Source organism: Streptomyces sp. PH10-H1, assembly GCF_030063355.1.
In the GTDB taxonomy this organism is placed as follows: Bacteria; Actinomycetota; Actinomycetes; order Streptomycetales; family Streptomycetaceae; genus Actinacidiphila.
In genome coordinates, this window is record NZ_JASISZ010000044.1 from 12,743 (window position 1) to 38,575 (window position 25,833).

General features: G+C 71.3%; 22 protein-coding genes and 1 pseudogene. 6 read left to right on the forward strand and 17 right to left on the reverse strand.

Annotated features, from left to right (window positions below):
- Positions 1 to 172: 172 nt before the first annotated feature.
- Positions 173 to 1,627 carry an MFS transporter gene (locus QMK24_RS24675; protein ID WP_283469004.1) on the reverse strand — a complete coding sequence of 485 codons (1,455 nt, stop codon included), beginning with the start codon at positions 1,625 to 1,627 and terminating at the stop codon, positions 173 to 175.
- Positions 1,628 to 1,740: 113 nt separating this feature from the next.
- Between QMK24_RS24675 and QMK24_RS24680 the strand changes: the two genes are divergently transcribed.
- Positions 1,741 to 2,649, forward strand: coding sequence for a helix-turn-helix transcriptional regulator (locus QMK24_RS24680; RefSeq protein WP_283468952.1), 909 nt, complete (start codon positions 1,741 to 1,743; stop codon positions 2,647 to 2,649).
- Positions 2,650 to 2,664: 15 nt separating this feature from the next.
- On the opposite strand, the pseudogene QMK24_RS24685 reads toward QMK24_RS24680, so the two are convergent.
- A pseudogene (locus tag QMK24_RS24685) lies at positions 2,665 to 3,436 on the reverse strand (MFS transporter); the annotation flags it as partial.
- A 107-nt stretch (positions 3,437 to 3,543) separates the two neighbouring features.
- Between QMK24_RS24685 and dusB the strand changes: the two are divergent.
- The 3 genes from dusB (at position 3,544) to QMK24_RS24700 (ending at position 8,772) form a co-directional block, all read left to right on the forward strand.
- Positions 3,544 to 4,686 (forward strand): tRNA dihydrouridine synthase DusB, encoded by a 1,143-nt coding sequence (gene dusB, locus QMK24_RS24690; protein WP_283468955.1) that lies wholly within the window; start codon positions 3,544 to 3,546, stop codon positions 4,684 to 4,686.
- A gap of 388 nt (positions 4,687 to 5,074) precedes the next feature.
- Entirely contained in the window at positions 5,075 to 7,789 is a 2,715-nt protein-coding gene (ppdK, locus tag QMK24_RS24695) for a pyruvate, phosphate dikinase (protein WP_283468957.1), read from the forward strand.
- A gap of 170 nt (positions 7,790 to 7,959) precedes the next feature.
- Complete coding sequence (locus QMK24_RS24700; protein ID WP_283468959.1) at positions 7,960 to 8,772, forward strand: HAD-IIB family hydrolase; 813 nt, start codon at positions 7,960 to 7,962, stop codon at positions 8,770 to 8,772.
- A gap of 51 nt (positions 8,773 to 8,823) precedes the next feature.
- Here the strand turns inward: QMK24_RS24700 and QMK24_RS24705 are convergent, their stop codons facing one another.
- Complete coding sequence (locus QMK24_RS24705) at positions 8,824 to 9,768, reverse strand: hypothetical protein (protein WP_283468961.1); 945 nt, start codon at positions 9,766 to 9,768, stop codon at positions 8,824 to 8,826.
- 233 nt (positions 9,769 to 10,001) lie between these two features.
- On the opposite strand from QMK24_RS24705, the gene QMK24_RS24710 reads away from it, so the two are divergent.
- On the forward strand, positions 10,002 to 10,169 hold the full coding sequence (locus QMK24_RS24710; RefSeq protein ID WP_283468963.1) for a hypothetical protein: 168 nt from the start codon (positions 10,002 to 10,004) through the stop codon (positions 10,167 to 10,169).
- Positions 10,170 to 10,193: 24 nt separating this feature from the next.
- Here the strand turns inward: QMK24_RS24710 and QMK24_RS24715 are convergent, their stop codons facing one another.
- From QMK24_RS24715 to QMK24_RS24730, 4 genes are all read right to left on the reverse strand, one after another.
- Positions 10,194 to 11,108 (reverse strand): oxidoreductase, encoded by a 915-nt coding sequence (locus QMK24_RS24715; protein ID WP_283468964.1) that lies wholly within the window; start codon positions 11,106 to 11,108, stop codon positions 10,194 to 10,196.
- Positions 11,109 to 11,252: 144 nt separating this feature from the next.
- Entirely contained in the window at positions 11,253 to 11,702 is a 450-nt protein-coding gene (locus QMK24_RS24720; protein ID WP_283468966.1) for a hypothetical protein, read from the reverse strand.
- 274 nt (positions 11,703 to 11,976) lie between these two features.
- On the reverse strand, positions 11,977 to 12,174 hold the full coding sequence (locus tag QMK24_RS24725; protein WP_283468968.1) for a DUF397 domain-containing protein: 198 nt from the start codon (positions 12,172 to 12,174) through the stop codon (positions 11,977 to 11,979).
- Between the two features lie 13 nt (positions 12,175 to 12,187).
- Positions 12,188 to 13,039 carry a Scr1 family TA system antitoxin-like transcriptional regulator gene (locus QMK24_RS24730; RefSeq protein ID WP_283468969.1) on the reverse strand — a complete coding sequence of 284 codons (852 nt, stop codon included), beginning with the start codon at positions 13,037 to 13,039 and terminating at the stop codon, positions 12,188 to 12,190.
- 160 nt (positions 13,040 to 13,199) lie between these two features.
- Here QMK24_RS24730 and QMK24_RS24735 point away from each other — a divergent pair, with 160 nt between their 5' ends.
- On the forward strand, positions 13,200 to 13,631 hold the full coding sequence (locus tag QMK24_RS24735) for an ATP-binding protein (protein ID WP_283468971.1): 432 nt from the start codon (positions 13,200 to 13,202) through the stop codon (positions 13,629 to 13,631).
- Positions 13,632 to 13,647: 16 nt separating this feature from the next.
- Here the strand turns inward: QMK24_RS24735 and QMK24_RS24740 are convergent, their stop codons facing one another.
- The 10 genes from QMK24_RS24740 to QMK24_RS24785 form a co-directional block, all read right to left on the reverse strand.
- On the reverse strand, positions 13,648 to 14,286 hold the full coding sequence (locus QMK24_RS24740; RefSeq protein WP_283468972.1) for a PhzF family phenazine biosynthesis protein: 639 nt from the start codon (positions 14,284 to 14,286) through the stop codon (positions 13,648 to 13,650).
- A 106-nt stretch (positions 14,287 to 14,392) separates the two neighbouring features.
- Positions 14,393 to 15,631 carry a type III PLP-dependent enzyme gene (locus tag QMK24_RS24745; RefSeq protein WP_283468973.1) on the reverse strand — a complete coding sequence of 413 codons (1,239 nt, stop codon included), beginning with the start codon at positions 15,629 to 15,631 and terminating at the stop codon, positions 14,393 to 14,395.
- Complete coding sequence (locus tag QMK24_RS24750; RefSeq protein ID WP_283469005.1) at positions 15,628 to 17,397, reverse strand: IucA/IucC family protein; 1,770 nt, start codon at positions 17,395 to 17,397, stop codon at positions 15,628 to 15,630. The genes QMK24_RS24745 and QMK24_RS24750 overlap by 4 nt, the downstream gene beginning before the upstream one ends.
- A gap of 23 nt (positions 17,398 to 17,420) precedes the next feature.
- Positions 17,421 to 18,650 carry an MFS transporter gene (locus tag QMK24_RS24755; RefSeq protein ID WP_283468974.1) on the reverse strand — a complete coding sequence of 410 codons (1,230 nt, stop codon included), beginning with the start codon at positions 18,648 to 18,650 and terminating at the stop codon, positions 17,421 to 17,423.
- Positions 18,651 to 18,661: 11 nt separating this feature from the next.
- Positions 18,662 to 20,407 carry an IucA/IucC family protein gene (locus QMK24_RS24760; protein WP_283469006.1) on the reverse strand — a complete coding sequence of 582 codons (1,746 nt, stop codon included), beginning with the start codon at positions 20,405 to 20,407 and terminating at the stop codon, positions 18,662 to 18,664.
- An 83-nt stretch (positions 20,408 to 20,490) separates the two neighbouring features.
- A complete protein-coding gene (locus QMK24_RS24765; RefSeq protein ID WP_283468975.1) occupies positions 20,491 to 21,684 on the reverse strand; it encodes an ATP-grasp domain-containing protein in 1,194 nt (397 codons plus the stop codon).
- A gap of 84 nt (positions 21,685 to 21,768) precedes the next feature.
- A complete protein-coding gene (locus QMK24_RS24770) occupies positions 21,769 to 22,791 on the reverse strand; it encodes an ABC transporter substrate-binding protein (RefSeq protein WP_283468976.1) in 1,023 nt (340 codons plus the stop codon).
- A 76-nt stretch (positions 22,792 to 22,867) separates the two neighbouring features.
- Complete coding sequence (locus tag QMK24_RS24775; RefSeq protein ID WP_283468977.1) at positions 22,868 to 23,713, reverse strand: ABC transporter ATP-binding protein; 846 nt, start codon at positions 23,711 to 23,713, stop codon at positions 22,868 to 22,870.
- Positions 23,710 to 24,810, reverse strand: coding sequence for a FecCD family ABC transporter permease (locus tag QMK24_RS24780; RefSeq protein ID WP_283468978.1), 1,101 nt, complete (start codon positions 24,808 to 24,810; stop codon positions 23,710 to 23,712). The genes QMK24_RS24775 and QMK24_RS24780 overlap by 4 nt, the downstream gene beginning before the upstream one ends.
- The gene (locus QMK24_RS24785) at positions 24,807 to 25,775 is read right to left on the reverse strand and encodes a FecCD family ABC transporter permease (protein ID WP_283469007.1); all 969 of its coding nucleotides are present in this window, start codon (positions 25,773 to 25,775) and stop codon (positions 24,807 to 24,809) included. The genes QMK24_RS24780 and QMK24_RS24785 overlap by 4 nt, the downstream gene beginning before the upstream one ends.
- Between the last annotated feature and the right edge of the window lie 58 nt (positions 25,776 to 25,833).

The window sequence follows — 25,833 nt, forward strand, 5'->3', positions numbered from 1 at the left end:
CGAGTCCGAGGGCGGAGACGCGGGGGCCGGTGGTTCCGAGGGTGCGGTGCTTCTGCACGGGGAGCTCCTTGGACGGGGAGTCGGGGAGGGGATACCAGAAGCATGGCATATGGACTGACATATTTCAATAATTGTCATTCGATAAGCGAGGGATGGGGGACGTACGGCCGGGTCAGACGATGGCGCGGGGCAGCCGCAGGCTCAGCAGAACGGTCAGGGCGACCACGCCGAGCTGCACGATCAGAGTGGTGACCAGGGCGTCCCGCATACCGACCGACGGGATCAGGGCGAGGAAGAGCGTGCCGAGCGTCGCCACACCGAGCGCGAGCGCGGACTGCTGGGTGGTGACCATGACCCCACTGCCGACACCGGCCCGCTCGGCGGGAACGTCCGCGAGCACGATCCGGAAGAGCACCGGGAGCTGCAGTCCCTGCCCGAAGCCGGCCACCGCCATGCCGGGCGCGAGCGCGAACCCGTTCAGGTGCGGCCAGTCGTACAGGGCGGCGGCCACCAGCAGGACGAGGCCGAGCGCCTGGATCAGGCCGCCGACGGTGACCACGCGGCTGCCGTACCGCGCCACCAGCCGCGGCCCCATCAGAGAGGCGACGAAGAAGGTGGCGGCGAGCGGTGCCAGCGCCGTACCGGCCGCGATCGGGCCGAAGTCCAGGCCCTGCTGCAGGGCCACCGCCATCACCAGCATGAAGCCGCCGAAGCCGATGGAGAACGGCAGCACGAGCGGGAGCCCGCGCCGCATGCCGGGCAGCTGGAACAGGCTCGGCGGCACCAGCGGGGTGCGGCCCTGCCGGTCCGCGCGGCGCTCGACGGCGTAGAACGCGCAGGCCGCGAAGGGGAACGCGGCGAGCGAGATCCAGGTCCACAGCGGCCAGCCGGCGGCGCGGCCCTCGGTCAGCGGCGCCAGCAGCGTGATCAGGGAGACGGCCAGCAGCAGGGTGCCGGGGACGTCGATCGGGGCAGGGCGCTCCGAGCGGGTCTCGGGGACGGTACGCGCTGCCAGGACCAGGCCGATCAGCGCGACCGGCACGTTCACCAGGAACACCGCGCGCCATCCGGTGCCCGCGATGTCGGCGGCGACCAGGACGCCGCCGAGGATCTGCCCGGCGACCATCGACAGGCCGGCCGTCGCCCCGTACAGGCTGAGCGCACGGGCGCGCCGCGTCCCGGCCGTGGAGGACTGAATGGTGGCGAGCACCTGGGGGAGCATCAGCGCGGCCGCGGCGCCCTGCGCCACCCGGGCCCCGACCAGCGTCCAGGCGTCGGGCGCGAGCCCGCAGGCCAGTGAGGTCAGACCGAAGGCGGCCATCCCGGCGAGGAAGAGCCGGCGGCGGCCGAACATGTCGCCGAGCCGCCCGCCGAGCACCAGCAGCACGGCGTACGCGGTCCCGTAGCCGGCCACCACGAGCTCCAGCATGGCCGGTCCCGCGGCGAGGTCGCGGTCGATGGTGGGCAGGGCGACGTTGACGATGAAGAAGTCGATCAGCGGCAGAGCCGCGCCGAGCAGCACGGTGAAGAGTCCGAGCGCCGTCAGTACGGGACCGGCGGGGGTCCCGATGCGGGTCACCCGGGGGAGGACCTCGGCCCGGGAGGGGAGGACACGGGTACGTTCCATTGGTTGGGTCACGGAAGCAACGATGCGCCTGATTTCAGGGTGGTACCAGAGAGTGTTTATCCAGGTATAAGAACCACTAGGCAACCGGCTGAGCTCTCAGGCATCCTGGGAGCATGACCACGATGACCACGGTCCCGCAAGAGTCGAGCGACAGCGTCCGGCGGCGCGAGCTGGCCTCGTTCCTGCGCAGCCGCCGCGAGCGCATCGCCCCCGAGCAGGTCGGCCTGCCGCCGGGACGCCGCCGCCGTACCCCCGGGCTGCGCCGCGAGGAGGTCGCCACGCTCGCCGCGGTCGGCGTCACCTGGTACACGTGGCTGGAACAGGCCCGGGACATCCAGGTGTCCGCGCAGGTCGCCGACGCCATCGCCCGCGCCCTGATGCTGGACCCGAACGAGCGGGTGCACCTCTTCACCCTCGCCGGAGTCCCCGACCCGAACCCCTACGGCGAGTGCCCCGGCATGTCGGACCAGATCCGCACGATGCTGGAGCAGCTCGAACCGCTGCCCGCCTACGTCGCCAACAGCCGGTACGACATCATCGCGTACAACCGCACCTACGGGCGGATGATCGACGACCTGGACGCGCGGCCCTTCGAGGACCGCAACATCATGTGGCTGGCGTTCACCGACCCCGCGTGGCGCGAGGCGCTGGTCGACCGGGAAGAGGTGGTCAGGACGATGGCCGCCAAATTCCGTTCCGCGATGGCCGAGCATCTTGCCGAACCCGCCTGGAAGTCGCTCCTCAAGCGCCTTCAGCAGGCGTCCCCGGAATTCTGCGAGGCGTGGGACCGCCATGAGGTCCTGCAACCGGAGACCCGCTCCAAGCGCTTCCTCAACCCGCAGGTCGGGCTGCTCACCTTCGACTTCACCCATCTGTGGCTCGGCCCGCGCCAGGGCAGTCCGCGCCTCATCACGTACACCCCGGTGGACGACGTGACGCGCGGCCGTTTGGAGCGGCTGTACGGGCTGTGCGGTCCCTCGTCGGGCGCGGGCCGAGTCCTCGCGGCGGCCGGTTCGTCCTGAAGCGGGATGTTCGGGCTCGATGAGGGGGTCGGTGCGGCGCCGCTCGTAGCTGAGCGGGCCGGCGAGCGAGCCGATGGAGACCGCCAGGCAGCCGAGGATGAGCGCCGAGGTCCAGCCCGCATCCGGGGCCTCGATGATCGCGTAGGTCAGGGAGCCGAGCAGGGCGATGACGAGCAGCTGCCCGACCGGGTCCACCCGGCGCGCCTTGGGGGCCCGCGACTCGGGGACGAAGCGAGCGGTCAGGGCCAGCGCGAGCAGCCCGACCGGGAGGTTGGTCCAGAAGATGGAGCGCCAGCCGACGCTCTCGACGAGCAGCCCGCCGAGCACCGGGCCCGCCGCCATGCTGACGCCGACGACACCGCCCCACACCCCGATCGCACGGGCGCGCTCACGCGGGCCGGTGAAAGGTGTCGGTGATGATCGACATCGCGACGGGGTTGAGCATCGAGCCGCCGACCGCCTGCACCATCCGGAACGCGATCAGCCAGCTGAGGCCCGGCGCGAGGCTGCACAGCACCGAACCGGCGGTGAAGAGCACCAGCCCGGTCTGGAAGACCCTGCGGCGGCCGATCCGGTCGGCCGTCGAGCCGGCCAGCATCAGCAGCGAGGCGAGCACCAGCGTGTAGGCGTCGATGGTCCACTGCAGACCGGCGACGGAGGAGTGCAGTTCCTTCTGCATGGAGGGCAGCGCCACATTGAGGATGGTGTTGTCGAGGCTGACCATGAGCAGGCTCATGCAGCAGATCGCCAGCACGAGCATGCGGCGCCGGCGGCTCAGCTCCGGCACGTCGGGCCTCCCCGTGGCTCCGTGGCTCCGTGACCCCGTGGTGAAGGGCACACAATTACGTGAGCGGTACATCGATTTCCCCGTCCGGCGTACGCGACAATGGGGCCATGACCGCTGACGCCCCCATGCCACTCCAGATCGGCCCGCACACCGTGTGGCCGCCGGTGGTGCTCGCCCCCATGGCCGGCATCACCAACGCGCCGTTCCGCACGCTGTGCCGCGAGTTCTCCGGCGGCAAGGGACTGTTCGTCAGCGAGATGATCACCACCCGCGCACTCGTCGAGCGGGACTCCAAGACACTGCGGCTGATCCGCTTCGACGCGACCGAGAAGCCGCGCTCCATCCAGCTCTACGGCGTCGATCCGGTGACCGTCGGCAAGGCCGTTCGTATGATCGCAGACGAGGGCCTCGCCGACCATATCGACCTCAACTTCGGCTGCCCGGTGCCCAAAGTGACCCGCAAGGGCGGCGGCTCAGCCCTCCCGTACAAGCGGAACCTGCTGCGCGCGATCCTGCGCGAGGCGGTCGGGAACGCGGGCGATCTGCCGGTCACCATCAAGATGCGCAAGGGCATCGACGACGACCACATCACGTACCTCGACGCCGGGCGGATCGCGGTCGAGGAGGGCATCACCGCGGTCGCCCTCCACGGCCGTACCGCCGCCCAGCACTACGGCGGCACCGCCGACTGGGACGCCATCGCCCGCCTCAAGGAGCACGTCCCGGAGATCCCGGTGCTCGGCAACGGCGACATCTGGCGCGCGGACGACGCGATCCGGATGATGCGCGAGACCGGCTGCGACGGGGTCGTGGTCGGCCGCGGCTGCCTCGGCCGCCCCTGGATCTTCGGCGACCTGGTCAGCGCCATGGAGGGCGGCTCCGCCCAGGCCCGGCCGGCCTTCAAGGAGGTCGCCGTCGTCATGCGGCGCCATGCCGAGCTGCTCGGCGAGTGGATCGGCGACGAGGAGCGCGGCGTGGTCGACTTCCGCAAGCACGTCGCCTGGTACACCAAGGGCTTCTCGGTCGGCTCCCAGCTGCGCCGCAGCCTCGCCGTCTCCTCCTCACTGGCCGAGCTGGACGAGCACCTGGCCGCCGTGGACCTCGACCAGCCCTGGCCCGAGAGCGCCGAGGGCCCGCGCGGCCGCACCGCGGGCAACAACCGCGTCGTCCTCCCGGACGGCTGGCTGAACGACCCCTACGACTGCGCCGCCATCAGCCCGGACGCCGAACTCGACACCTCGGGTGGCTGAGGCGTCCGGACTGTAAGACGGAGCGTCCAGCCCGCCCTCGTGAGCGCGTGATTCACGCCACGTTTGATAGGGGTTGCGCTCAGATGAGCGACTGGGGAGCCACTGCATCTCTCCAATGCATGGCACTGAGTGCCACCAAGTCGTCTCCACTTGATCAACGATTCCTCACTCCTCGTGACCGATCGGCCGCGAGTGGAGCACACTGCGCGATCATTAATTCGACAAGTGAACGAAATCAATCGCAGCCCGTTGAGCCGGAATACTTTCGATCTAGTGGCAGACGAGTGGTTACGGCCGTGTGACGTGGTGATGGACATAGTTCAGAGCCTTGGAGATGGGTACGCTCCCGGCCAGTCAGGGCATCCCGTCACCGAGGAGTCGAGGCCCCGTGTCGGAACGACAGGTAACGCAGAAGTTCGTCTACGACTTCACAGAGGGCAACAAGGAACTCAAAGATCTGCTCGGCGGCAAGGGAGCGAACCTCGCCGAGATGACCAACCTCGGTCTGCCCGTCCCTCCGGGCTTCACCATCACCACCGAGGCCTGCAAGGTCTACCTGGACTCCGGCCACGAACCGGCGGAGTTGCGCGACGAGGTGAGTGCGCACCTCGACGCCCTCCAGCGGCAGATGGGCAAACAGCTCGGGCAGCCGGACGACCCGCTGCTGGTGTCCGTGCGGTCCGGGGCGAAGTTCTCCATGCCGGGCATGATGGACACGGTCCTCAACATCGGCCTGTCCGACGCCTCCGTGGCCGGGCTCGCCGCCCAGGCCGGGGACGAGCGCTTCGCGTGGGACTCCTACCGCCGGCTGCTCCAGATGTTCGGCAAGACCGTGATGGGCGTGGACGGCGAGCTCTTCGAGGAGGCACTCGAAGAGGCCAAGCGCGCCAAGGGCGCCGACAGCGACCTGGGGCTCGACGCGGCCGACCTCGAGCAGCTCGTGCAGCAGTTCAAGGGCATCGTGCTCAAGGAGGCCGGCCGGGAGTTCCCGCAGGAGCCGCGCGAGCAGATGGACCTCGCCGTGCGCGCGGTCTTCGAATCGTGGAACACCGACCGCGCCAAGCTCTACCGCCGCCAGGAGCGCATCCCCGGCGACCTGGGCACGGCCGTCAACATCTGTTCGATGGTCTTCGGCAACCTCGGCCCCGACTCGGGCACCGGCGTCGCCTTCACCCGTGACCCGGCCAGCGGCCACGCGGGCGTCTACGGCGACTACCTGCAGAACGCACAGGGCGAGGACGTGGTCGCGGGCATCCGCAACACCGTGCCGCTCGCCGATCTCGAAGGCATCGACAAGTCGTCCTACGACCAGTTGATGCAGATCATGACGAAGCTCGAAACGCACTACAAGGACCTGTGCGACATCGAGTTCACCATCGAGCGCGGCCACCTGTGGATGCTGCAGACCCGCGTCGGCAAGCGCACCGCGGGCGCGGCCTTCCGGATCGCCACGCAGCTGGTCGACCAGGGACTGATCGACGAGGCCGAGGCCCTGCAGCGGGTCAACGGCGCGCAGCTCGCGCAGCTGATGTTCCCGCGTTTCGACGAGAGCACCAAGGCGCAGAAGCTCGGGCGCGGCATCGCCGCCTCGCCCGGCGCGGCCGTCGGCAAGGCGGTCTTCGACTCCTACACCGCCGTCAAGTGGTCGCGGTCCGGCGAGAAGGTCATCCTGATCCGCCGTGAGACCAACCCGGACGACCTGAACGGCATGATCGCCGCCGAGGGCATCCTGACCTCGCGCGGCGGCAAGACGTCGCACGCGGCCGTCGTCGCCCGCGGCATGGGCAAGACCTGTGTGTGCGGCGCCGAGGAGATCGAGGTCGACACCAAGCGGCGCCGGATGACCGCCCCCGGCGGGATCGTCATCGAGGAGGGCGACGTCGTCTCCATCGACGGCTCCTCCGGCACGGTGTACCTCGGCGAGGTCCCGGTCGTCCCGTCCCCGGTCGTCGAGTACTTCGAGGGCCGGATGCACGCGGGCGCCGACGACGCCGACGAGCTGGTCCAGGCCGTCCACCGGATCATGGCCTACGCCGACCGGGTACGCCGGCTGCGCGTACGGGCCAACGCCGACAACGCCGAGGACGCCAACCGCGCACGGCGCTTCGGCGCCCAGGGCATCGGCCTGTGCCGCACCGAGCACATGTTCCTCGGCGAGCGGCGCGAGCTGGTCGAGCGGCTGATCCTCGCCGACACCGACAGCGAGCGCGATGAGGCACTCAGTGCCCTGCTGCCGCTCCAGAAGGCCGACTTCATCGAACTCTTCGAGTCGATGGACGGCCTCCCGGTGACGGTCCGGCTCCTCGACCCGCCGCTCCACGAGTTCCTGCCCGATATCACCGAGCTGTCGGTGCGGGTGGCGCTCGCGGAGTCCCGCAACGACGCCAATGAGAACGATCTGCGACTGCTGCAGGCCGTCCACAAGCTCCATGAGCAGAACCCGATGCTCGGGCTGCGCGGCGTCCGGCTCGGCCTCGTCATCCCCGGTCTGTTCTCGATGCAGGTACGGGCGATCGCTGAGGCGGCCGCCCACCGCAAGAACATGAAGGGCGACCCGCGTCCGGAGATCATGATTCCGCTCGTCGGCACCGTCCAGGAGCTGGAGATCGTCCGCGAGGAGGCCGAGAAGGTCATCGCCGAGGTCGAGGCCGCCACCGGCATAAACCTCAAACTGACCCTCGGCACGATGATCGAACTGCCGCGCGCGGCCCTGACCGCGGGCCAGATCGCCGAGGCCGCGGAGTTCTTCTCCTTCGGCACGAACGACCTGACCCAGACCGTGTGGGGCTTCTCCCGCGACGACGTCGAGGCCAGCTTCTTCACCGCCTACCTGGAGAAGGGCATCTTCGGCGTCTCCCCGTTCGAGACCATCGACCGGGACGGCGTCGGCGCGCTCATCCGCTCCGCCTGCGAGGCCGGCCGCGCTGCGCGCCCCGATCTCAAGCTCGGCGTCTGCGGCGAGCACGGCGGTGACCCCGAGTCCGTCCACTTCTTCCACGAGGTCGGGCTCGACTACGTCTCCTGCTCGCCGTTCCGCATCCCTGTGGCCCGTCTCGAAGCGGGCCGCGCGGCGGCTGCGCCGTCGGGCAACGACAGCCGGTGACCGTCTGGGGTGACCAGCGTGCGGCCGGTCACCCCGCACCCCGCACCCCGCACCCCGTTACCCCGTCACCCCGTCACCCCGTAGAACCATTTCCCACCCTCACCGGGGGCGGCGTCTCGTGCGGAGGCGCCGCCTCCACCCTTTTCCGCCGCATCTGCCATGATCCGAACATGACTGCTAACCGGCCCCATTCGCTTCCCCGGATCGTGGCCACCGACCTCGACGGCACCCTGCTGCGCAGCGACGGAACGGTCTCGGCACGGACCCGGCGGGCGCTGCGTTCGGCGGAGGCGGCGGGCGCCGAGGTCGTCTTCGTGACCGCTCGGCCGCCGCGCTACGTGGACAGCATGGCCGAGGCGGCAGGCCACGAAGGGATCGCGATCTGCTGCAACGGCGCGATCGTCTACGACGTTCCCGGTCGGCTGTTCCTCGACTCACGGCTGCTGCCGACGGCCGTGGCGCGCAAGGCGGCGGAGGTGCTCGTCGCGGTGCTGCCCGGCTCGACGATCGCCCTGGAGACCGGGCGCCGCCTCGTCAGCGAACGGGACTTCGGGAAGAAGGACTTCCAGGAGGTGATCGTGGACACCGCCGCCGAACTGTGGGAGACCGACGAATCCATCGTGAAACTCCTCGTGCACTCCACCGGCCACCACGCGGACCTGATGATGACGGCGGCGCACGATGCCGCGCTCACCGGTGTCGAGGTCACCCATTCCGGCGGCTCCGGCATGCTCGAGATCAGCTCGCCCGGCGTCACCAAGGCCGGCACGCTGGCCCTCTGGTGCGCGGCGCGCGGGATCGGCGCCTCCGAGGTGGTCGCCTTCGGCGACATGCCGAACGATCTGTCGACCTTGACCTGGGCGGGGACCGGCTACGCGATGAGCAACGCCCACCCGGACGTGCTGGCCGCGGCGCCGCTGCGGGCCGCCGCCAATGACGACGACGGGGTGGCCCGCGTCCTGGAGGAGATCTACGGCCTCTGACCCGCCCGCGCCTCTGACCCGCCCGCGCCGTGCGGGGCGGATCCGGACGGCTCACCGCAGGGCCCGCTCCTGCCAGTGGGCGAACTGCTCCAGCGGATCCCCGTTCAGCCGCCACGGCCAGGGGGTGACCGTCGTCCCGATCATCCTGAACGCCTCGGCGGCATCCAGGATGCGGTTGGCCTGAACCAGCGTGTAAGCGAGGAGGTTGAGGTCGGCCAGCGCTGCCGCGTGGTGCAGGAAGCCCGGCTTCGTCCAGTTGTTGAACGCCTGGTCCAGGGCGGTCGAGGCGGGCGGATTCGCCCACTGCCTGCTGGCCAGGATCGCGTTGACGCCACCGCCTCTGACGGTCTTGCGGTGGCGCTCCACCCCCGCGGTGAGTTCCATGCTCACGGCCGGGGCGTCGGAAGGCATCCGGGACCGGACGACATCGATGAAGTCGAGTACCTGCGCGTGGGACCCGCACTCGTCGGGCGAGAGATAGCCGAGCATCTGCAGATAGGCCTCGCGGTGCCAGGTGTCGCGGGCCAGCACCTCGTGCCAGACGGGGAACACCTCGCGTGAGGGGCGGTGCATCAGCCGCAGCACCCCGAGGAGCACCACCCAAGGGGTCGGGTCGTCGGGTTGCAGGTCAGCGGCGCGGTGGCAGGTGTCGATCGTGGACTGGGCGTCCGCCAGGGCTCCCTCCCGGCTGCCGAGTACGAGGTCCACCCGCGCCTGGAGGATCAACGCGTCGGCGTTGTCGGGCTGGCGCCGGAGCCAGGCCTGCGCCAGATGGGAGTCGGCGGCACGGTCGGCCAGCACCGCGCTCCGGTGCGCCCGGCGATCCCAGTCCGTTTCCGCGTCCCGGATGACCTGCGCCACCTGCTCGATCTGGATGTCGACCAGACCGGGTGTCGGCGGTGCCTGCAGTTGCTTGCAGACCCTCCCAAGTCTGCTGTCGTCAAGTTCGGGGGCCAGACGAGGTCTGGCGCTCCGGCGGATTCCAAAGATCGGCATGGCCGGAGCGTAGGCGGAATCTGCGAATTGGCCATAGCAAGGCAGGAATTGTTACCTCAGGAGCACGAACCGATACATTACCGGCTCGTACGGTGAGACCTCGCGGTCACGGTTGACAGTGCTGTTGGGGCCTTCATGCGCGCCGCAGAGTGCCGTCAAAAGGGACGGGGACGGTGTCAGCACCGCATCAACGGACCGTCCGGCCGGCCCCCGCCGGTTCTAGCGTCGGTGGCATGGGACTCCGCGACGTATCCGCCGCCGCCTCCGGCGGTCAGCAGCACGACCCCGGCGAACCCCTGCCGCCGCCCGCCGCCTTGGCGGTGCGTGGCCAGGACCGGGCCTGGTACGGCGATCTGCGCGCGGCGTTCCTCTCCTCGGCGTCGGCGTCGGGCCTGGACTGACGCCGCTCCGCCGGAGTCAGTGGATCAGAACTTGTACGCCACGCCGGTCAACTGCTCGGAGGCGGTCCACAGCAGCTCGCCCGCGCGGTCGTCCTTCGTCCACGACGCGCGCCAGGAGCGGCTCGGCGCGCCGCGCCAGCCCTGCCAGCGCGGGCCGGTGAACGAGTCGGGGGCCACATCCGGCGCGGTGGCCGCATAGAGGGTGGGCAGTGCGCCCGCCGCGGCGGACTGGCCGATGATCCGGTTGCCGATGCCGATGAGCCGCTCGGCGGCCTTGCGGCCCTCCAGCTTCGCCCCCGCCGTCTGCAGATTCGTTTCGGCGTAGCCGGGGTGCGCGGCGGCGGCCACGACATCCGCGCCCACCGCCTCCAACTGCCGCGCCAACTCGTGGATGAACAGCAGATTGGCGCTCTTGGAACGGCCGTACGCGATCCAGCGCCGGTAACTCCGCTCGCTGTTGAGGTCCCCGAGATCCACGTTCGCGATCGCGTGCATCCCGCTGGAGACGCTGACCACCCTGGCTCCCGGAGTGGCGAGCAGCTTCGGCAGCAGCAAGCCCGTCAGGGCGAAGTGCCCGAGGTGGTTGACGCCGAACTGCGTCTCGAACCCGTCGGCGGTCTGCGCGTACGGCAGGGCCATCACGCCCGCGTTGTTCACCAGCAGATCCAGCCGGTCGCCCTCGTACTCCTCCGCGAACGACCGCACCGACGACAGATCCCCCAGATCCAGCCGCTGGAACACGACCCGCGCGGCCGGCACCTCGGCCGCCAGCCGCTCGGCCGCCGCCGTCCCCCGCACCTCACTGCGGCACGCCATCACCACCCGCGCCCCGTGCCGCGCCAGTTCCCGGGCGGCGCAGTACCCGATCCCGCTGTTCGCCCCGGTCACCACAGCGATGCGGCCGGTCTGGTCGGGGATGTCGTTCGCAGTCCAGCCCATGGTGACCGGTTCTCCTTGTGTCGCTGGCCGAAATAGGATCCCCCGGTCGTCAGCTTAGAGATCGAGCCGCGGATGCACGAGGCGCGTGCACCGGAGCGATGGATTCACCGTGTGTTCTGCGCGGGTGCGGGTCCGAGCGTGACGTCAGCGATGGGCGAGGACGCTGGTCGCTTGGCGGATGACCGCGTCGAGATTGCGGCGGTCGGCCGCCAGGGCCGCCGCGTTCTCCTGGATGTACCGCTGCTGGATCCGGGATTCGGCCTCATGCCAGACTTCGGCGATCTTGTACGTGTCGCGGCAGGAGAGGTCGGCCATGGCGGTGGCGATCTCCAGCGGTGATACCCCCTTGGGGCTCGGCCGGAAACGCGGATCGTCGTTGGGGTCCATCGGGGCGGCGTAGCTGAAGCCCTTCTGCCGCATGCATCCGGACCATTGGGCGAAGACGGCCTTCACCCCCGGGTCGTTCATCGATTCCGGGTACGACTTGTTGGTGAGCTGCTGCACAAGGGGAGAGACCCCCCGGGTCGAGCTGCCGAGGATCTGGCGCGCCTCGCCGAAGCACCCGCCAGGCGGCACCTTCTTGCCCGCGATCATCCCGCGCCCGGCATCTGGCCCTGCCGGGGTCACACCGTCGCGGGGCCGGGGAGTGCAAGCCAAGCAGCAGATTAGGCTGCCGCAGGGGCGCCGAGGCGTCTCAGGCGTCCCAGAGACGTCCCGGGACGTCGCACTCCCATCCACCTCGCCCGGACCGCGCAGCGGGTCGGTATCGCTGGGTGGCGCGCAGCGCCGGGCTCCGCGCCCCGCCCCCCGGGCCAGGAGCGAAGCGACGCAGAAACGCACTCCGCACAGCTTGAACCTCACCCCTGAACTAGCCGAGGTGGTCGAACCGACCGGTCTGTACGCCGAGGAGGAACGCTTTGAGCTTCGCGGGGGTGGTGGTAACGATGGCCTGGGGGTCGTCGCTCTCGCGGAGGCGGATCGTTCCGGCGACGGTGGCCAGTTCGACGCAGTCGGCTCCGTCGCCCTGCCCGGAGTAGGAAGATTTCTGCCAGTTGATCTCGGACATTGATTGCCTGACCTTACGTGTGGTGGATGATGTTGCGGATGAAGTCCCGTGAGTCCTTGGGCGACAGCGCAACCTTCGCGGTCCTTTCCAGGATCCCCCGGTGGTTGACCAGTTGTGTCTCCGCGTCGAGGAATGCGGAACCATAGGCGGCGTCGAGCTGGACGGTGTCCAGTTGGGGGACGGGCCCCGTGGCGTAGATGAGTGAGACTCCGGCTACGGGAAAGCCGTTTGTGTCCAGCGGGATGGCGCGCACGGTGATGTTCGTGCGCTCGGACGCCTCCAGCACATGGTCGAGCTGGGTGAGGAGCACACTCCGGTTGCCGAACCTCGTACGCAGCGCGGCCTCGTGGATGACGAACGTGCAGGGTGGTGGGTCGGCCCGGTCCAGGATGTCCCGGCGCCGAAGCCGGTGGGAGAGCCTGCGGCGGAGTTCTGTCGACGACCAGGCGGGTACGGCCTCGCTCAGGATCGCCCGCGCGTAGTCCTCGGTCTGGAGGAGGCCGGGGATGTGGAGGATCTGAACGGTGCTGAGACTCCTGGCGTGGTGTTCGAGTTCGGCCAGGTCGAGCCCGCCGGCCGCCAGGGATCCCCGGTACTCCTCCCACCAACCGCCCTTGCGTTCACGGGCCATCGCGGCCAGGGCGTCAACATAGGGCTCGTCCGGGTAGGTGTAGTTGGCGGCGAGCGTGCGCACGCGCTCCTCACTGACCCCGAACTTGGCGAGCTCTATGTTCGTGATCAGCGATCGGCCGACGCCCAGAAGGTCGGCAGCCTCCTGGATGCCGAGGCCGGAATGCTCGCGCATCCTTCGCAACTCCGTGCCCAGCCGGGTCTGGCGGGCCGTCGGAGTGCTCCTCGGGGGCATGGCTACCTTCCTGTGGGTCTGCCGTCACAGTGTGTCGCGCGACCTGGAGCAGGTCCAGCTCGTAGACCAAGTCATGTGATCCGGTAGCGGATGTTATACATACATCGCTACCTTGTGTATTGCGCCCGCTACGCTGCGTGCTGCACAAGGGAGTTGGCCCATGGAGCCCGAAACCCGCACCCCCGCCCGGCGGCCGGTGGCGGTGGACGTGCCGCATTCGTTCACGTTGCGCAGCGCCTGTGTGGTGACCGCGCCGAAAGTGTGCCGGGACTTCGTGTCCGGCGTGGTCAGGGCGATCGGGTGCGAGGAGCTCGTCGAGGCGGCGGCGGTCTGTACGTCGGAGCTGGTGACGAACAGCTATCTCCATGCCGAGGGGGCGAACTTACTGCTGCGGGTCCGGGTGTCCCCGGGGCGTGTGCGGGTGACCGTCCTCGACGGGAGTGCGGTGCGGCTTGCTGGGCGCCGGGCACCGGAGGAAGAAGCGCTGAGCGGGCGCGGGCTGTTTCTGGTCGCGGCGCTGGCCGACCGGTGCGGGACGGCGGACTGCGGGGGCGTGTGGTTCGAACTGGACGCGGCGCGGAAGGCAGTGTGAGCCCCAGCGCTTGACGTCACTGGGCATGCGCGACCCGGCCGCCCACATCGACCGTGCCGTCCGGACCCGGGCGCGTCACGATCTGGGAGTCCGTGCCCTGGTGGATGTCGAGGGGGCGGGCGAGTTCGGTGGTGAGGATGATGGCGGCGGCGCCCGTCGCCTCGTCCTCGATGATGCCGTCGCCCCGGCGCGGGAAGGCGCGGGCGCGGATCCGGCCTGCGGCCTCGTCCGCCCAAGCCCAGGCGTAGAGCCAGCCCTCGCCGGGCGGCGGGGCGGGCAGGGCGTCGACCTCGGCGGCGGTCGCGTACTGCTCGGTGCGGCGGCCAGGTGCCCACGCGGCGCGGCCACGGATCCAGGTGAAGTCGCCCTCGGTCCAGGCGGGTACGTCGCCGGCCGGGGGGCGCAGCAGCGTCGACTTCAGGAGCCAGGCCGTGCCGACGAGGGGGTGGCCGGCGAACGGGAGCTCCACGCTGGGCGTGAAGATGCGCACCTTGCCGTGCTCATCGTCGATGAACACCGTCTCGCTGTAGCCGAGTTCGGCGGCGACGGCCTGGCGCGCGGGCGCGTCGGAATCGTCGTTGAACACGACTCCGAGGAGGTTGCCGCCCCGGCCGTCGGGACCGATGAAGACACGCAGCGTTTGGTGATCAGCCATGACGGGATTCAAGCACCTGGGGGATCGGCGCGGGGGTACGGGTGTCGGGGGTACGGGTGTCGGGGGTACGGGTGTCGGGGGTACGGGGGTCGTCCCCCGGGAGGTATCAGCAAGCACCCAGGAAGTGGAAGCCCGGGCGCGGGTGCATCAGGAAGTCGTGGTGGGAGATGTTCCACGCGTAGGCCCCGGCCAGCGCGAAGACCACGCGGTCGCCTGCTCGCAGGCCCGGTGCGGGGAACCGGCGGGCGAGGACGTCCTTGGGGGTGCAGAGCTGGCCGGTGAGGGTGACGTGATCGTGCCGGGCGGCCGGGCGCGGCCAGGGGTGGGGCCAGTGGTCGACGGGGAGGACGGTGCAGGGCTGGTCGTGGCCCTTGGTTGCCGGGGTGCGCAAGTGGTGGGTGCCGCCGCGCAGGACGGCGAACTCCTCGCCGTGGCTGGGTTTCACGTCCAGGGCCTCGGTGGCGTACCAGCCGCAGTAGGCGGTCAGGGCGCGGCCCGGTTCGATGCGCAGCAGCAGGCCGGGGTGGGCGGCGGTGAGGCGGTCGAGGCCTTCGCCGTAGGCGGTCCAGTCGACGCGGGCGACGGGGTCGGCGTAGTCGACGGTCATGCCGCCGCCGACGTTCACCTCCGGGAGGACGATGCCGTGCCGGGCGGCCAGGCCCGTCGCGAAGGCGACCACTTCCCCGGCCACGGCGAGTTGCCGCGCCGCGTCGAGGCCGCTGGCGAGGTGGGCGTGAATGCCGCGCAGCTCCAGCTGCGGGTGGCTGCCGTCGGTGAGCAGCCGGACGGCGCTGTCGGCCTGCGCGGGGTCGAGGCCGAAGGGCGTCGGGCGGCCGCCCATGGCCAGCGAACTGCCCTCCAGGGCGGCGCCCGGCACCGGCAGGTTGAAGCGGAGCAGGACCGGTACGGTCCTGCCGGGGGGCAGCCGGGCGGCGAGCGCGCCGAGCATGCGCAGCTCGTACTCGCTCTCCACGTGGAAGCGTTCGACGCCCAGCTCCAGCGCGGCGGCGATCTCTGCGGGGGTCTTGCCCGGTCCGCCGAAGGCCAGCGGGCGGTTCGGGACCGCCTTGCGGACGTGGGCCAGTTCGCCGCCGGAGGAGACCTCGTAGCCGTCGACGTACGGGGCGAGCGCGGTCAGGATCTCCGGCTCGGGGTTGGCCTTGGCGGCGTAGTAGAGCTCGACGCTCTCGGGGAGCGCGGCCCTGACGGCGGCGGCGTGGGCGCGCAGTTCCGTCAGGTCGTAGAGGTAGGCGGGGAGGTCGTCGGCGGCGAGGTACGCGGCCCGCTCGCGTACCGCGTCGGTGAGCAGCGGGTTCGGCGGGTTCACGGCGTTCGGCGGGTTCATCGGGCGCTCCAGGATTCGGTGCGGTCGGTTCCGTGGATCGACGCTCCGGACAGCACGTCCTCGGCGAGCGGGGAGGGCAGGCGTACGTAACCGGCCTCGCGGTCGGCCTTGCGCTCCCAGCGGGTGAGCAGATTGGCCTTGGCGGGCAGCGGGACTCCGGCGAGCAGGGCGCTGAGCCGGGGCGGGCAGCCGTGGTCGTCCGCGTACTCGCGCAGGACGGTGCGGACCCGCTCCCACAGGGCCGTCTCGGTCTGCGGGTGGAGGTCGGCGAGGGCCGCGAGCAGCTCGGCGACATGGTTGACGAGCAGGCAGTAGATGACGCGGTCCCAGCCGCGTTCCGCGTCGTACGTCATCGGGGCCGCGACGTCCTCGGGGAGCGCGGCGAGGGTGGCGGCGTGGTGCTCGGGGACGAGCTTGGTGCCCTCCAGATCGCGGAAGAGGACCTGGACGGGGAAGCCGTCGCCGTCCACACCGATCAGTACGTTCTGCAGATGCGGTTCCAGGACGACGCCGTGGTCGAAGTAGGCGGCGAGCACCGGCGGTAGGAGCAGCCGCAGATACGCCGTCCACCAGTCGAGGCCGGCCTGCGGGCCCGCCCCGTCGAGGAGCCGGGAGATGTGGGCGGAGCCGGTGGGGTACTCGTCGGCGACGGCGGCGGCCAGCAGCGGGGTCACACCCGGGCGCAGATGGGCGTCCAGGCCGTCGCGGACGATGACGCCGAAGCCCTCCAGCAGGCCGATGTCCGGGCGCCCGTCGGCGCCGGGCAGGGCGAGGCTGCGGTAGGCGGGCTCGCGCAGCATGGCGCTGTCGGGGAAACGCGCTGCCAGATCGGTGAGGACCGGGTCCAGGAGGCGGGTGAGCGCGACCGCCCCGGACAGCTCGTAGGCGGCGTTCTTCCGGAGGCAGTTGGTGATCCTGATGTTGAGGCTGAACTTCAGGAACGTGTCGCCGTCGTAGAGGGTGCGGACCGAGGCGGTCGGCGTCGCGGGCGCGTCACCGGTGCCCAGGTCGAGGATGTCGCCGCTGGCCAGGGCGGCGCGCAGCGCCGGGTGGTCGTGCAGCAGCCCGTACTGCCACGGGTGCGCGGGCAGCAGCCGGTAGCCGGCGGGGACCGGCCGCAGCCGGTCCAGCGGGTCGGCGGCGCCGGGTTCGCTGCGCTCCTCGGCGATCAGGTGCTCGCGCACGGCGAGGTGACGCAGCGGGAAGGTCGCGCCCGCCTCGGGGGCATACGCGGCCCACGACGCCGGGTCCCCGGTGCGCGCCTTGGGGGTGGGGTGGAAACGGTGCCCGAACAGCAGCGACTGCTCGGACACCAGATAGTCAGGGGCGGGGACCGATTCCCCGGAATCGCGGGGGAGCGACAGGGCGGCGGTGACCCCCTGGTGGCTGGAGGCGATCTGGTCCAGGAACTCCTCGTTGCGCACCCCGGTACGGAGGGACAGCTCGGCGTGCACGTACTCGGCCAGTCGGTACCAGTCCAGCTCCTTCCACTCGTCCGCATGTTGCTCCGCCACGGGGCCGGTGAACCGGTGGGCGCCGAGCAGCGACGTGCGGCGCAGCGCCACGCGCAGGAGCACGCCCGCGCGGGGCAGCCGCAGCAGCAGGCGACCGTCCGCGACTGCGGTCTGGTGCTCGGGGCCCGAGACCTCGCGGAGCAGGCAGTTGAGGAGGGTGTGGGCCACAACATCGTCGGCTTCGGGAAGTCCGCTGTCGGGAAGCCCGGTGTGGGGGAGTTCGGCGTGGGCGGAGGACTGCGCGAGGCGCATGGGAAGCGTCATCAACGGCTCCATCAAGGGTGCGAGAAGAGAGCGTGTGCGGCGGCTGCGACGGTGATCAGGGCGACGGCGGTACCCGCCAGCACGGGCGCGGTCGGTCCGACGACGCTGTTGCCGAGCGCGGCGACCACTCCGGCGGCGACGGCCCCACCCTTGGAGACGAACTCCAGGGAGCCGAACATCCGGCCCGGCGACCGTCCCTGCACCGCGTCGGCGGCGAGCAGCGACAGACAGACCAGACCGAGCGTGAGCCCGGCACCGAGCAGGAGCCGGACCGCCGTGAACGTGATCAGCGAACCGGCCACCGCGTGTCCGGCGAGGCCTGCGGCGACCGCCGCGAAACCGAGGGCGATACCGAGCCGGGGGCGGCTGCGGAAGGCGGAGTGCACGGGCGCCGCGAAGAGCAGGTAACACAGATGCGGCAGGGCGAAGAGCGCCCCGGAGACGACCGGGGAGATCCCCGATATTCGGTCCCCGAGCAGGGCGATGAGGTAGGGGAAGGAGATGACGGTCGAGAAGACGAACGCGAACTCGAAGACGTACAACTCCCGCAGGAGCCTGCGCTGCCCGGCGGCCGGCTGGTGCCGTTCCGCCGGCTGCCCGTCCGCCGGCCGCGATTCCACGGGAGGGCCGACGGCGGTCACGACCGCCTCGCGCGGCTCCGGCAGCGCCAGCAGCATCGCGGCGGCGCCGAGCGGGAGGAGGGCGAGCAGGGCGTACTGGCGGTGCGGGGACAGCCAGGGGGACAGGCTTCCGACCACGATGGGGGCGGCGACCAGGGCGGCGCGGGCGCTGCCCTGCATCAGGGTCAGGGCCCACGACAGCCGGGTGCCGTCGAGACCGGCGGCGAGATAGCCGTTGGTGGCGGCGAAGGTGCCGCCGAGGATGCCCTGCAGGACGAGGGCGGCCGTGAACGTGGGCAGCGAGTCGGCGGCGCCGGCCAGCAGAAAGGACAGCGCCAGCCCGAGCTGGGCCCGCAGCAGCAGCCGTTTGCGGCCGTAACGGTCGGCCAGCCGCCCCCAAAGGGGAGCGGCGAGACCGCCGAAGACCGTGGGCACGATGTACAGAAGTCCGGCCCAGTGCGCGGTCCTGTCGCCCAGTTCCGGCAGGATCGAGGTCAGATACGGGGGCAGGCCGAGTGCGGCGAACGAGGCGACGAAGTAGCAGGCCGCCACCGCGTGCACCTGACGGCGCCCCAGCACCGGCGCCGCAGCGGCGGGAATCGTCGCCGCTTCCGCACTCACCGCTTCCGTACTCACCGCGAACCAGCCCCGTCCAGCAGGTAGTTCGGGCCCGTCGTGTAGTGCTTGTTGATGTCGGCCGCGCCGGAGCGCTCCTTGCTGAGCAGCGTTCCCGCGCTGACCATCGCCTTGACGGGCAGCCGCTCGGCTTCCAGCACCCGTTCGCGCAGCACGTCTGCGGGTTCGCCGCCCAGCCGGTCGACCGCCTCGGTGAGCCGGTCGCGCACCAGGCGCAGCAGTTGATCGAGCGGGGCCCGGCCGTGGGCGGCGAGCCCGAAGGCGTACGAGCCGGCGCACAGATGGACGGTGATGGTGGTGAACAGATCGACGAGCGGGTCGTCGGAGGCGCAGAAGATCCGTTCGTCGTCGAACTCGTCGATGCGGGACGGGAGTTCACCGAGCGCCTGGCGCAGCCGGGCGGTGTTGATGCGCGGCCCGTCGTTGTCCTTGAGGACCAGCCGCAGCCGGGTGGTGCCCGTCCGCCGGTCCCGGTCCAGGGCGAGGGAGATGTTCTGCTGGTGGGATTCCAGGGCGATCCCGTAACCGAAGAGCGTGGTCTGCCAGTCGAAGAGCAGCGCCAGGAGGCCGTCGAGGAGGGCGACGGGGTCACTGTCGTAGAAGCGGTCGGCGAGCTGGTCGATCACCAGCCGCCCGCCGGGAGCCTGCGCGAGCAGCGCGGCCATGGGGACGAGTACGGAGTTCTGCAGGTCCTCCGGGTAGCGGCGCAGCATGACGGCGAGCAGTTCATGTCCGGCGTGGGCGTAGCGCCGCTCGTCGGCGAGCAGCACGGATTCCTGGAAGCGCGGTTCGCGGGCGATCACCTGGCGCAGCAGGAGCTGGCAGGCGGCGCCGTCGGCGAGGGTGCCGGGCTTGATGGTCCGGCGGTTGCGCAGGCCCAGGGTGGCGGTGGCCAGCGGCAGTTTGAGGTGCAGCAGCGGATGGGCGCGGTCCGCGAGGGTCCGCATGGAGAGGGTGGGGAGGAGCGCGAGGTGCGGCCGGTCGGCGAGGAACGCGCGCCCTTCCAGGCCGGTGGCGCGCAGCGCCTCCGCCAGGGGCCTGCCCACGGTCAGCGGGTGGACGGGGAGCACGGTGTGGCTGTCGCGCAGCTCCGGCATGCCGAGGGAGGCGGGTGTCGGCCACAGCAGGGAGTACACCTCGCCGGGACCGCCGCAGGACTCGGTCACGGCCTCGCGGGGCAGTACGAGCCAGCGCGGCGCGACCTCCTGGTGAAACTCCGGTGCGTAGGCGTGCAGTTCGGTCTCGGAGAGTCCGCTGCGGCCGCGCGAGGTCGGATAGACGGGGTGGTCGTGGAAGGCGGCGAGGGCGTCGAAGCCCAGGCTGCGGGCGTAGGTCCAGTCCGCGGTGTCGGGGCCGTACCGTTTCGCGAGCCGGCCGATCGCCTCTTCGCGCACCCGGGCGTGCAGCCGCAGGGTGGCGGTGGTCTGGCGGCACTCCTCGGCGAACGCGTCGAATCCGGCCTGGTCGGCGGGGTCGGCCAGCGCGCGCAACGCCCTGAGGACGGTGTCGGTGCCGGTGAGTTCCCGCCCGTCGGAGGCGCGCCGCAGCAGTGGCAGCCGGGCGGCGTACTCGCTCTGGAAGCCGTCCTCGGTCACCGGGAGCAGCAGCGCGTCCTGGTGGCTGCCGTCCCCGTACGCGTAGGGCAGCCGCAGCCAGCGGCCGTCCGGCTCCTCGACGAGGGTGCTGCGGGTGCGCAGCCCGACGACGTCCTCACGCAGCAGCGCGCTGAGCACGCGCAGCATCAGCTCCGCCTCGGTGCAGGTGTCGGCACCGCTCTCAGCAGTGGTTTGGGTGTCGGTGTCGGTACCGGTGTCCGGGAGGCTTGTCACGGAGTGATCTCCCAGTGCTGCGCGGCGAGGAAGTCCGTGACCACACGGTCGACGGCCTGCCGGTCGGTGCCCGTGGCCCGCAGGACGCCGAGGTAGTCGCGGTTGGTGTGATGCAGTTCGTGCCGCTCGCCGGTCCCGCGCAGCGGGCGGTAGACCAGCCGGACGCCGTCGACCGTCAGCTCGGTGGCGGTGGGAGCGGCGGTCAGGGTGCCGGCGCGCTGCGCGCAGGGGTATTCGAGCCGGGCGTGGCCGTCGTCACGCGCGCCCAGGTCGGCGGGGAGCGGTTGGCCGAGGTGGACGCGGAGGATGTGTTCGAAGAGCGGGATGCCGAGCAGCCCGGCGAGCAGCAGGTCGCACTGGTCGCCGATGGCACGGTAGTTGACCTCGATGATGCGCACCCGGCCGTCCTGGACCACGAACTCGGTGTGGCACGCGCCGAACCCGACGCCGAGGGCGTCCAGTTGGGCGAGGACCTGCGCGACGACCGCCGCCGGGTGGGCCGGGACGAAGGTGAGGCGCTCCTCGATGAAGTAGGGGAGCGGCGAGAGTTCGGTGTGGAATCCGCCGAGTACGTGCCGGGTGCGGCCGTCGCCGAGCGTCTCCAGCGTGTACAGCTCGCCGGTGAGGTACTCCTCGACCACCAGCGCCGCCTGCGGGCGCCGGGCCTGGATCTCCTTGCAGCGCAGGACCAGTTCCTCGGACCCGTCGACGAGGACCACGTCCTCGCTGGCCACGCCTTCGCGCGGTTTCACCACGCACGGATACGGGACCGGCAGGGCGGTCAGCCCCGCTGGGTCCTCCCCGGCCGGGAGTTCGGTGGACCAGACGGTGTCGGTGCCGGTGGCGGCCAGGTGGCGGCGCATCTGCGCCTTGTCCTTGGCCCGCAGGGCCGCCTGCCAGGGCTTGGCGGGCAGGCCGAAGTAGTCGGCGGCGAGGGCGGCCTGGGTCTGCAGGTGATCACTGTTGGTGAAGACCGCGCGGGGGGCGTGGTGGGCGGCGATCCGGGTGATGACGGCACGGAAGTCACTTATGTCGCACTCCAGAACCTCCACCTGGGTGCTGTACAGCTCCCGGTGGGCGGCGGGCGAGTCGGTGAGCACGGTGACGTCCAGGCCGAGCCGGGAGGCGGCCGGCAGAAAGCCCTCGGTGACGGAGTCCGTGGGGTTGAGCGCGAGCAGGTACAGCCGCATGGCCGGGTGTCCTCTTCTGGGAACGTGTGGAGGGGGAGGGGGCGGGCCGGTGGGGGGCGGCCCGCCCCTCTCACACGGGGGGCGTTACTTCGGCAGGTCCACGCCCGCGGCCTTGGCCACGTCGGCGAGCATGCTGGTCGCGGCCTGGACGCCGATGCCGGACATCCAGGTCTCGTCCGTCACCTTGACGACCTTGTTGTTCTTGACCGCGCCCAGGTCCTTCCAGACCGGGTTGGACTCGACGACGCTCTGCTGCGTCTTGCCCGGGTCGTCGGAGACGGTGACGAACACCAGATCCGCGTCGGCCTTGTCGATCTGCTCGGGGCCGACCTCCAGCATCGCGCCGTGGACGTCCTGCGAGGCCGGGCGGCGCAGGCCGATGTCGCTCAGCACGACGCCGCTGAACGAGTCTTTCTGGTAGAGCCGGGTCGGGCCCGCGACGAAGCGGACGACCGACGCGGTCGGCTCCTTGCCCCCGTTCTTGGCCTTGATGGCCGCACCGAGCTTCCTGGCGCGGTCCTCGTAGGTCTTCAGGGCCGTGGCGGCCTCGTTCTCCCGACCGAGAGCCTTGGCGTGGACGGCCAGGTTCGCCTTCCACGGGAAGCCGGTGGTCGCGGTGAAGACGGTCGGGGCGATGGCTTTGAGCTTGTCGTAGATCTTCTCGTGGCGGACCTTGGAGGACAGGATCAGGTCCGGCTTGAGGGAGGCGATCAGCTCCAGGTTGGGCTCGGCGGACGGGCCGACGTCCTTGGTGCCGTCTGTCCTGCCCTTGAGGTACGCGGGGAAGCCGCCCTCGGACTTCAGGTGCGGCGCGACCGCGCCGACCGGGGTGATGCCGAGCATCGTCACGTCGTCCAGCTCGCCGGTGTCGAGCACGACCACGCGCTTGGGCTTGGCGGGGATGGTGGTGCTGCCCATGGCGTGGGTGAGAGTGCGCGGGAATCCGTCGGCGGTGGCGGCGGCGTTCGCCTTGTCGTCCTTGCCGTTCTTGCCGTTCTTGGCGTCGGTGTCGCTGCCGCAGGCGGCGAGCGCGCCCATGCCGATGACGAGGGCGACGGGCGCGGCGATCAGCCGGGCGAAGCGGCGGAGCGGGGCTCTGGTGTTCATGAGGGTGGGTGTCCTTGCTTGTACTGGGCAGGAGTTGAGCGGGGGGAGGGGGGACGGATCGGGAGACGGTACGGAGTCAGGCGGCGGCGTGGCGCCGTGCCCGGCCGCGGGGGACGACGAGCGGGGTGCCGGTCTCGGGGTCGGGGATGACCTGGCAGTCCACATCGAAGACGGACTTCACCAGGGCCGCGTCGAGCACCTCGGCGGGCGGCCCGGCCGCGGCCAGCCGCCCGTTCTGCAGGACGACCAGGTGGTCGGCGTACCGGGCGGCCTGCCCGAGGTCGTGCAGCACCATGACGACGGTCCTGCCGGCCTCGGCGTGCAGGTCGGCGACCAGGTCGAGTACGTCGAGCTGGTGCCGCAGGTCGAGGAACGTGGTGGGCTCGTCGAGGAGCAGCAGCTCGGTGTCCTGGGCCAGGGCCAGCGCGATCCAGGCGCGCTGCCGCTGGCCGCCCGAGAGCTGGTCCACCTGCTGGTCGCGCAGCTCCGTGGTGCCGGTGCGTTCCAGCGCCTCGTCGACGGCGGCCTGGTCGGTGGCCGACCAGGGGCTGAGCAGCCGCTGGTGCGGATAGCGGCCGAGCCGGACCAGCGCCTCGACGGTGATCGCGTCGGGGGTGACCGGCTGTTGCGGCAGCAGACCCATCCGGCGGGCCAGCGAACGGGCCGGCATCCGGTGGATGTCCGCGCCGTCCAGGGCCACGCTGCCGGCGGCCGGGGCGAGCAGCCGGGTCAGCCCGCGCAGCAGTGTCGACTTGCCGCAGGCGTTGGGGCCGACGATGGCGGTGATGGCGCCGCCCGGCAGGACGAGGTCCAGGCCGCCGACCACCAGGTGGTCGCCGTAGCGCAGATCGAGGCCGTGCGTGGAGAGCTGGTTCGAGTGGGGCTGCTTCGAGTGGGGCCGGCGGGCGGCGGGGGCGGTCATCCGAAACTCCTGTGCGTCGGCCTGCTCTGACGGATCATCAACACCAGTAGCCAGGGGGCGCCGAGGGTCGCGGTGACCACACCGACGGGCAGCCCGTGCACCGGCAGCAGGTGCTGCACCACCAGGTCGGAACCGAGCAGCAGGACGGAGCCGGTCAGCGCCGACAGCGCCAGCGTTCCGGCGGTCGGCGGCCCGGCGATGAAGCGGACGACATGCGGTACGGCGAGCGCCACGAACGCGACCGGGCCGGTCAGCACGGCGGCCAGCGAGGCCAGCACGACGGCGGTGAGAAGCAGTTGGAGGCGCGCGGTGGACGGCGCCAGGCCGAGCCCGCCTGCCGAGTCGTCGCCCAGGTCCAGGACGGCCAGCCGCCGGTGCAGTACGAAGGCGACGGCCATCGCGGCGGCGACGGCCCCGCCCGCGGCGGACACTTCGGTCCAGGTCCGCCCGTACAGCGAGCCGGTGGTCCACTGCAGCGCTGAGTTGGCGAGTTCGGCGGGGAACCGCACCACCATCAGGTTCACGGCGGCGGCCAGCCCCGCCTGGACGGCCAGGCCGACCAGGACGAGACGGGTGACGCCGAGTCCCGAGCGCCAGGCGAACGCGCCGAGCAGGACGGCGGCGAGCAGTCCGCCGCCGAGGGCGGCCACCGGGATGAGGGTCTGCGAGGCGCCGGCGGCGAGCAGCGCGACGGCTCCGAGGGAGGCGCCGCCGGTCACCCCCATCACATCGGGGGAGGCGAGCGGATTGCGGAACAGCCGCTGCAGCAGCGCACCCGCGACGGCGAGTCCCGATCCCGCGACGATCGCCGCGGCCATCCTGGGGGCCCTGAACTCCTGGACCACCAGCACATCGCCGGGGTCGCCGAGCCCGATCAGGGCGCGCAACGCGGTGAGCGGGGGCATCGGGATCTGCCCGGTGGTGAGCGCGGTGGTGGCAAGCACGAGGATCGCCGCCCCGGCGCAGACACTCAGCAGCACGGTGCGCCGTCGCGGGGAGGGCCGCCGCCGGGTCGCGGTGCGCGGCTCTGTGGGGAGAGCGGGCAGAATGGCGGTCTTCGCAGCGGTCGTAGAGGTGTTGGAGGCCGGGGGATTCATCGGGCCACCTTCCGGGCCAGCACCGCGAGCAGCGGGGCACCGAGGAAGGCGGTGACGATGCCGACTTCGAGTTCGGAGGGCGCGACCACGACGCGGCCCAGGACGTCGGCGCTGAGCAGCAGCACGGGGCCGGCGATCAGACAGCCGGGCACGAGCAGCCGGTGGTCGTTGCCGAACACCAGGCGCACCAGGTGCGGGGCGGCCAGGCCGATGAAGGCGACCGGGCCCGCCACCGCGACGGCGGAGCCGGCGAGCAGCACCACGGCGAGGCCGCCGGCCACCCGGATCCTGGCCACTGGCACGCCCAGCGCCTGCGCGGTCTCGTCGCCCAGGGCAAGGGCGTTGAGTGCCGGGGTGATGGTCAGTGCGAGCACCAGGCCGACGGCGATCAGCGGGAGTACGGGGTAGAGCACGTCGAGCCCCCGCCCGGCCAGGGAGCCCGCGAGCCAGAACCGGGCCTCGTCCAGGGTGCGGTTGCTCGCCAGCATCACGGCCGATGTCCAGGACACCAGGACGGCCGTCAGCACGGTGCCGCCGAGCGCGAGGCGTACCGGGTCGAGGTCGTCCGCCCGCCGCGCGAGCGTCTGGGCGAACAGCGCGGCGGCCGCGGCTCCGGCGAACGCGAACCACAGGTACTGGGCGGGATGGGTCAGATGCAGTGCGTAGATCGCGGTGACCACGGCGAAACCCGCGCCGGCGTTGATCCCCAGAGTGGTCGGCGAGGCCAGCGGGTTGCGGGTGACGCCCTGTGCGACGGCTCCGGCCACCCCGAGCGCCGCGCCGACCGCGAGTCCGACGAGGGTGCGCGGTACGCGGAGTCCGGTGACCACCACGGCGTCGCGGCCGTGGGCGTGACCGAAGAGCGCGTCGATCACGGTGCTGATCGGCACCGGCCGCGACCCGAGCGCGAGGCTCGCGAGGGCGCAGAGCACCAACGCGACGGCGCCGAGGAGGAACAGCGGTATCCGCCGTACCGGGGAGGGGAGCTGACCGCTGACGGCCGCCCGCTGATTGGTGAACACG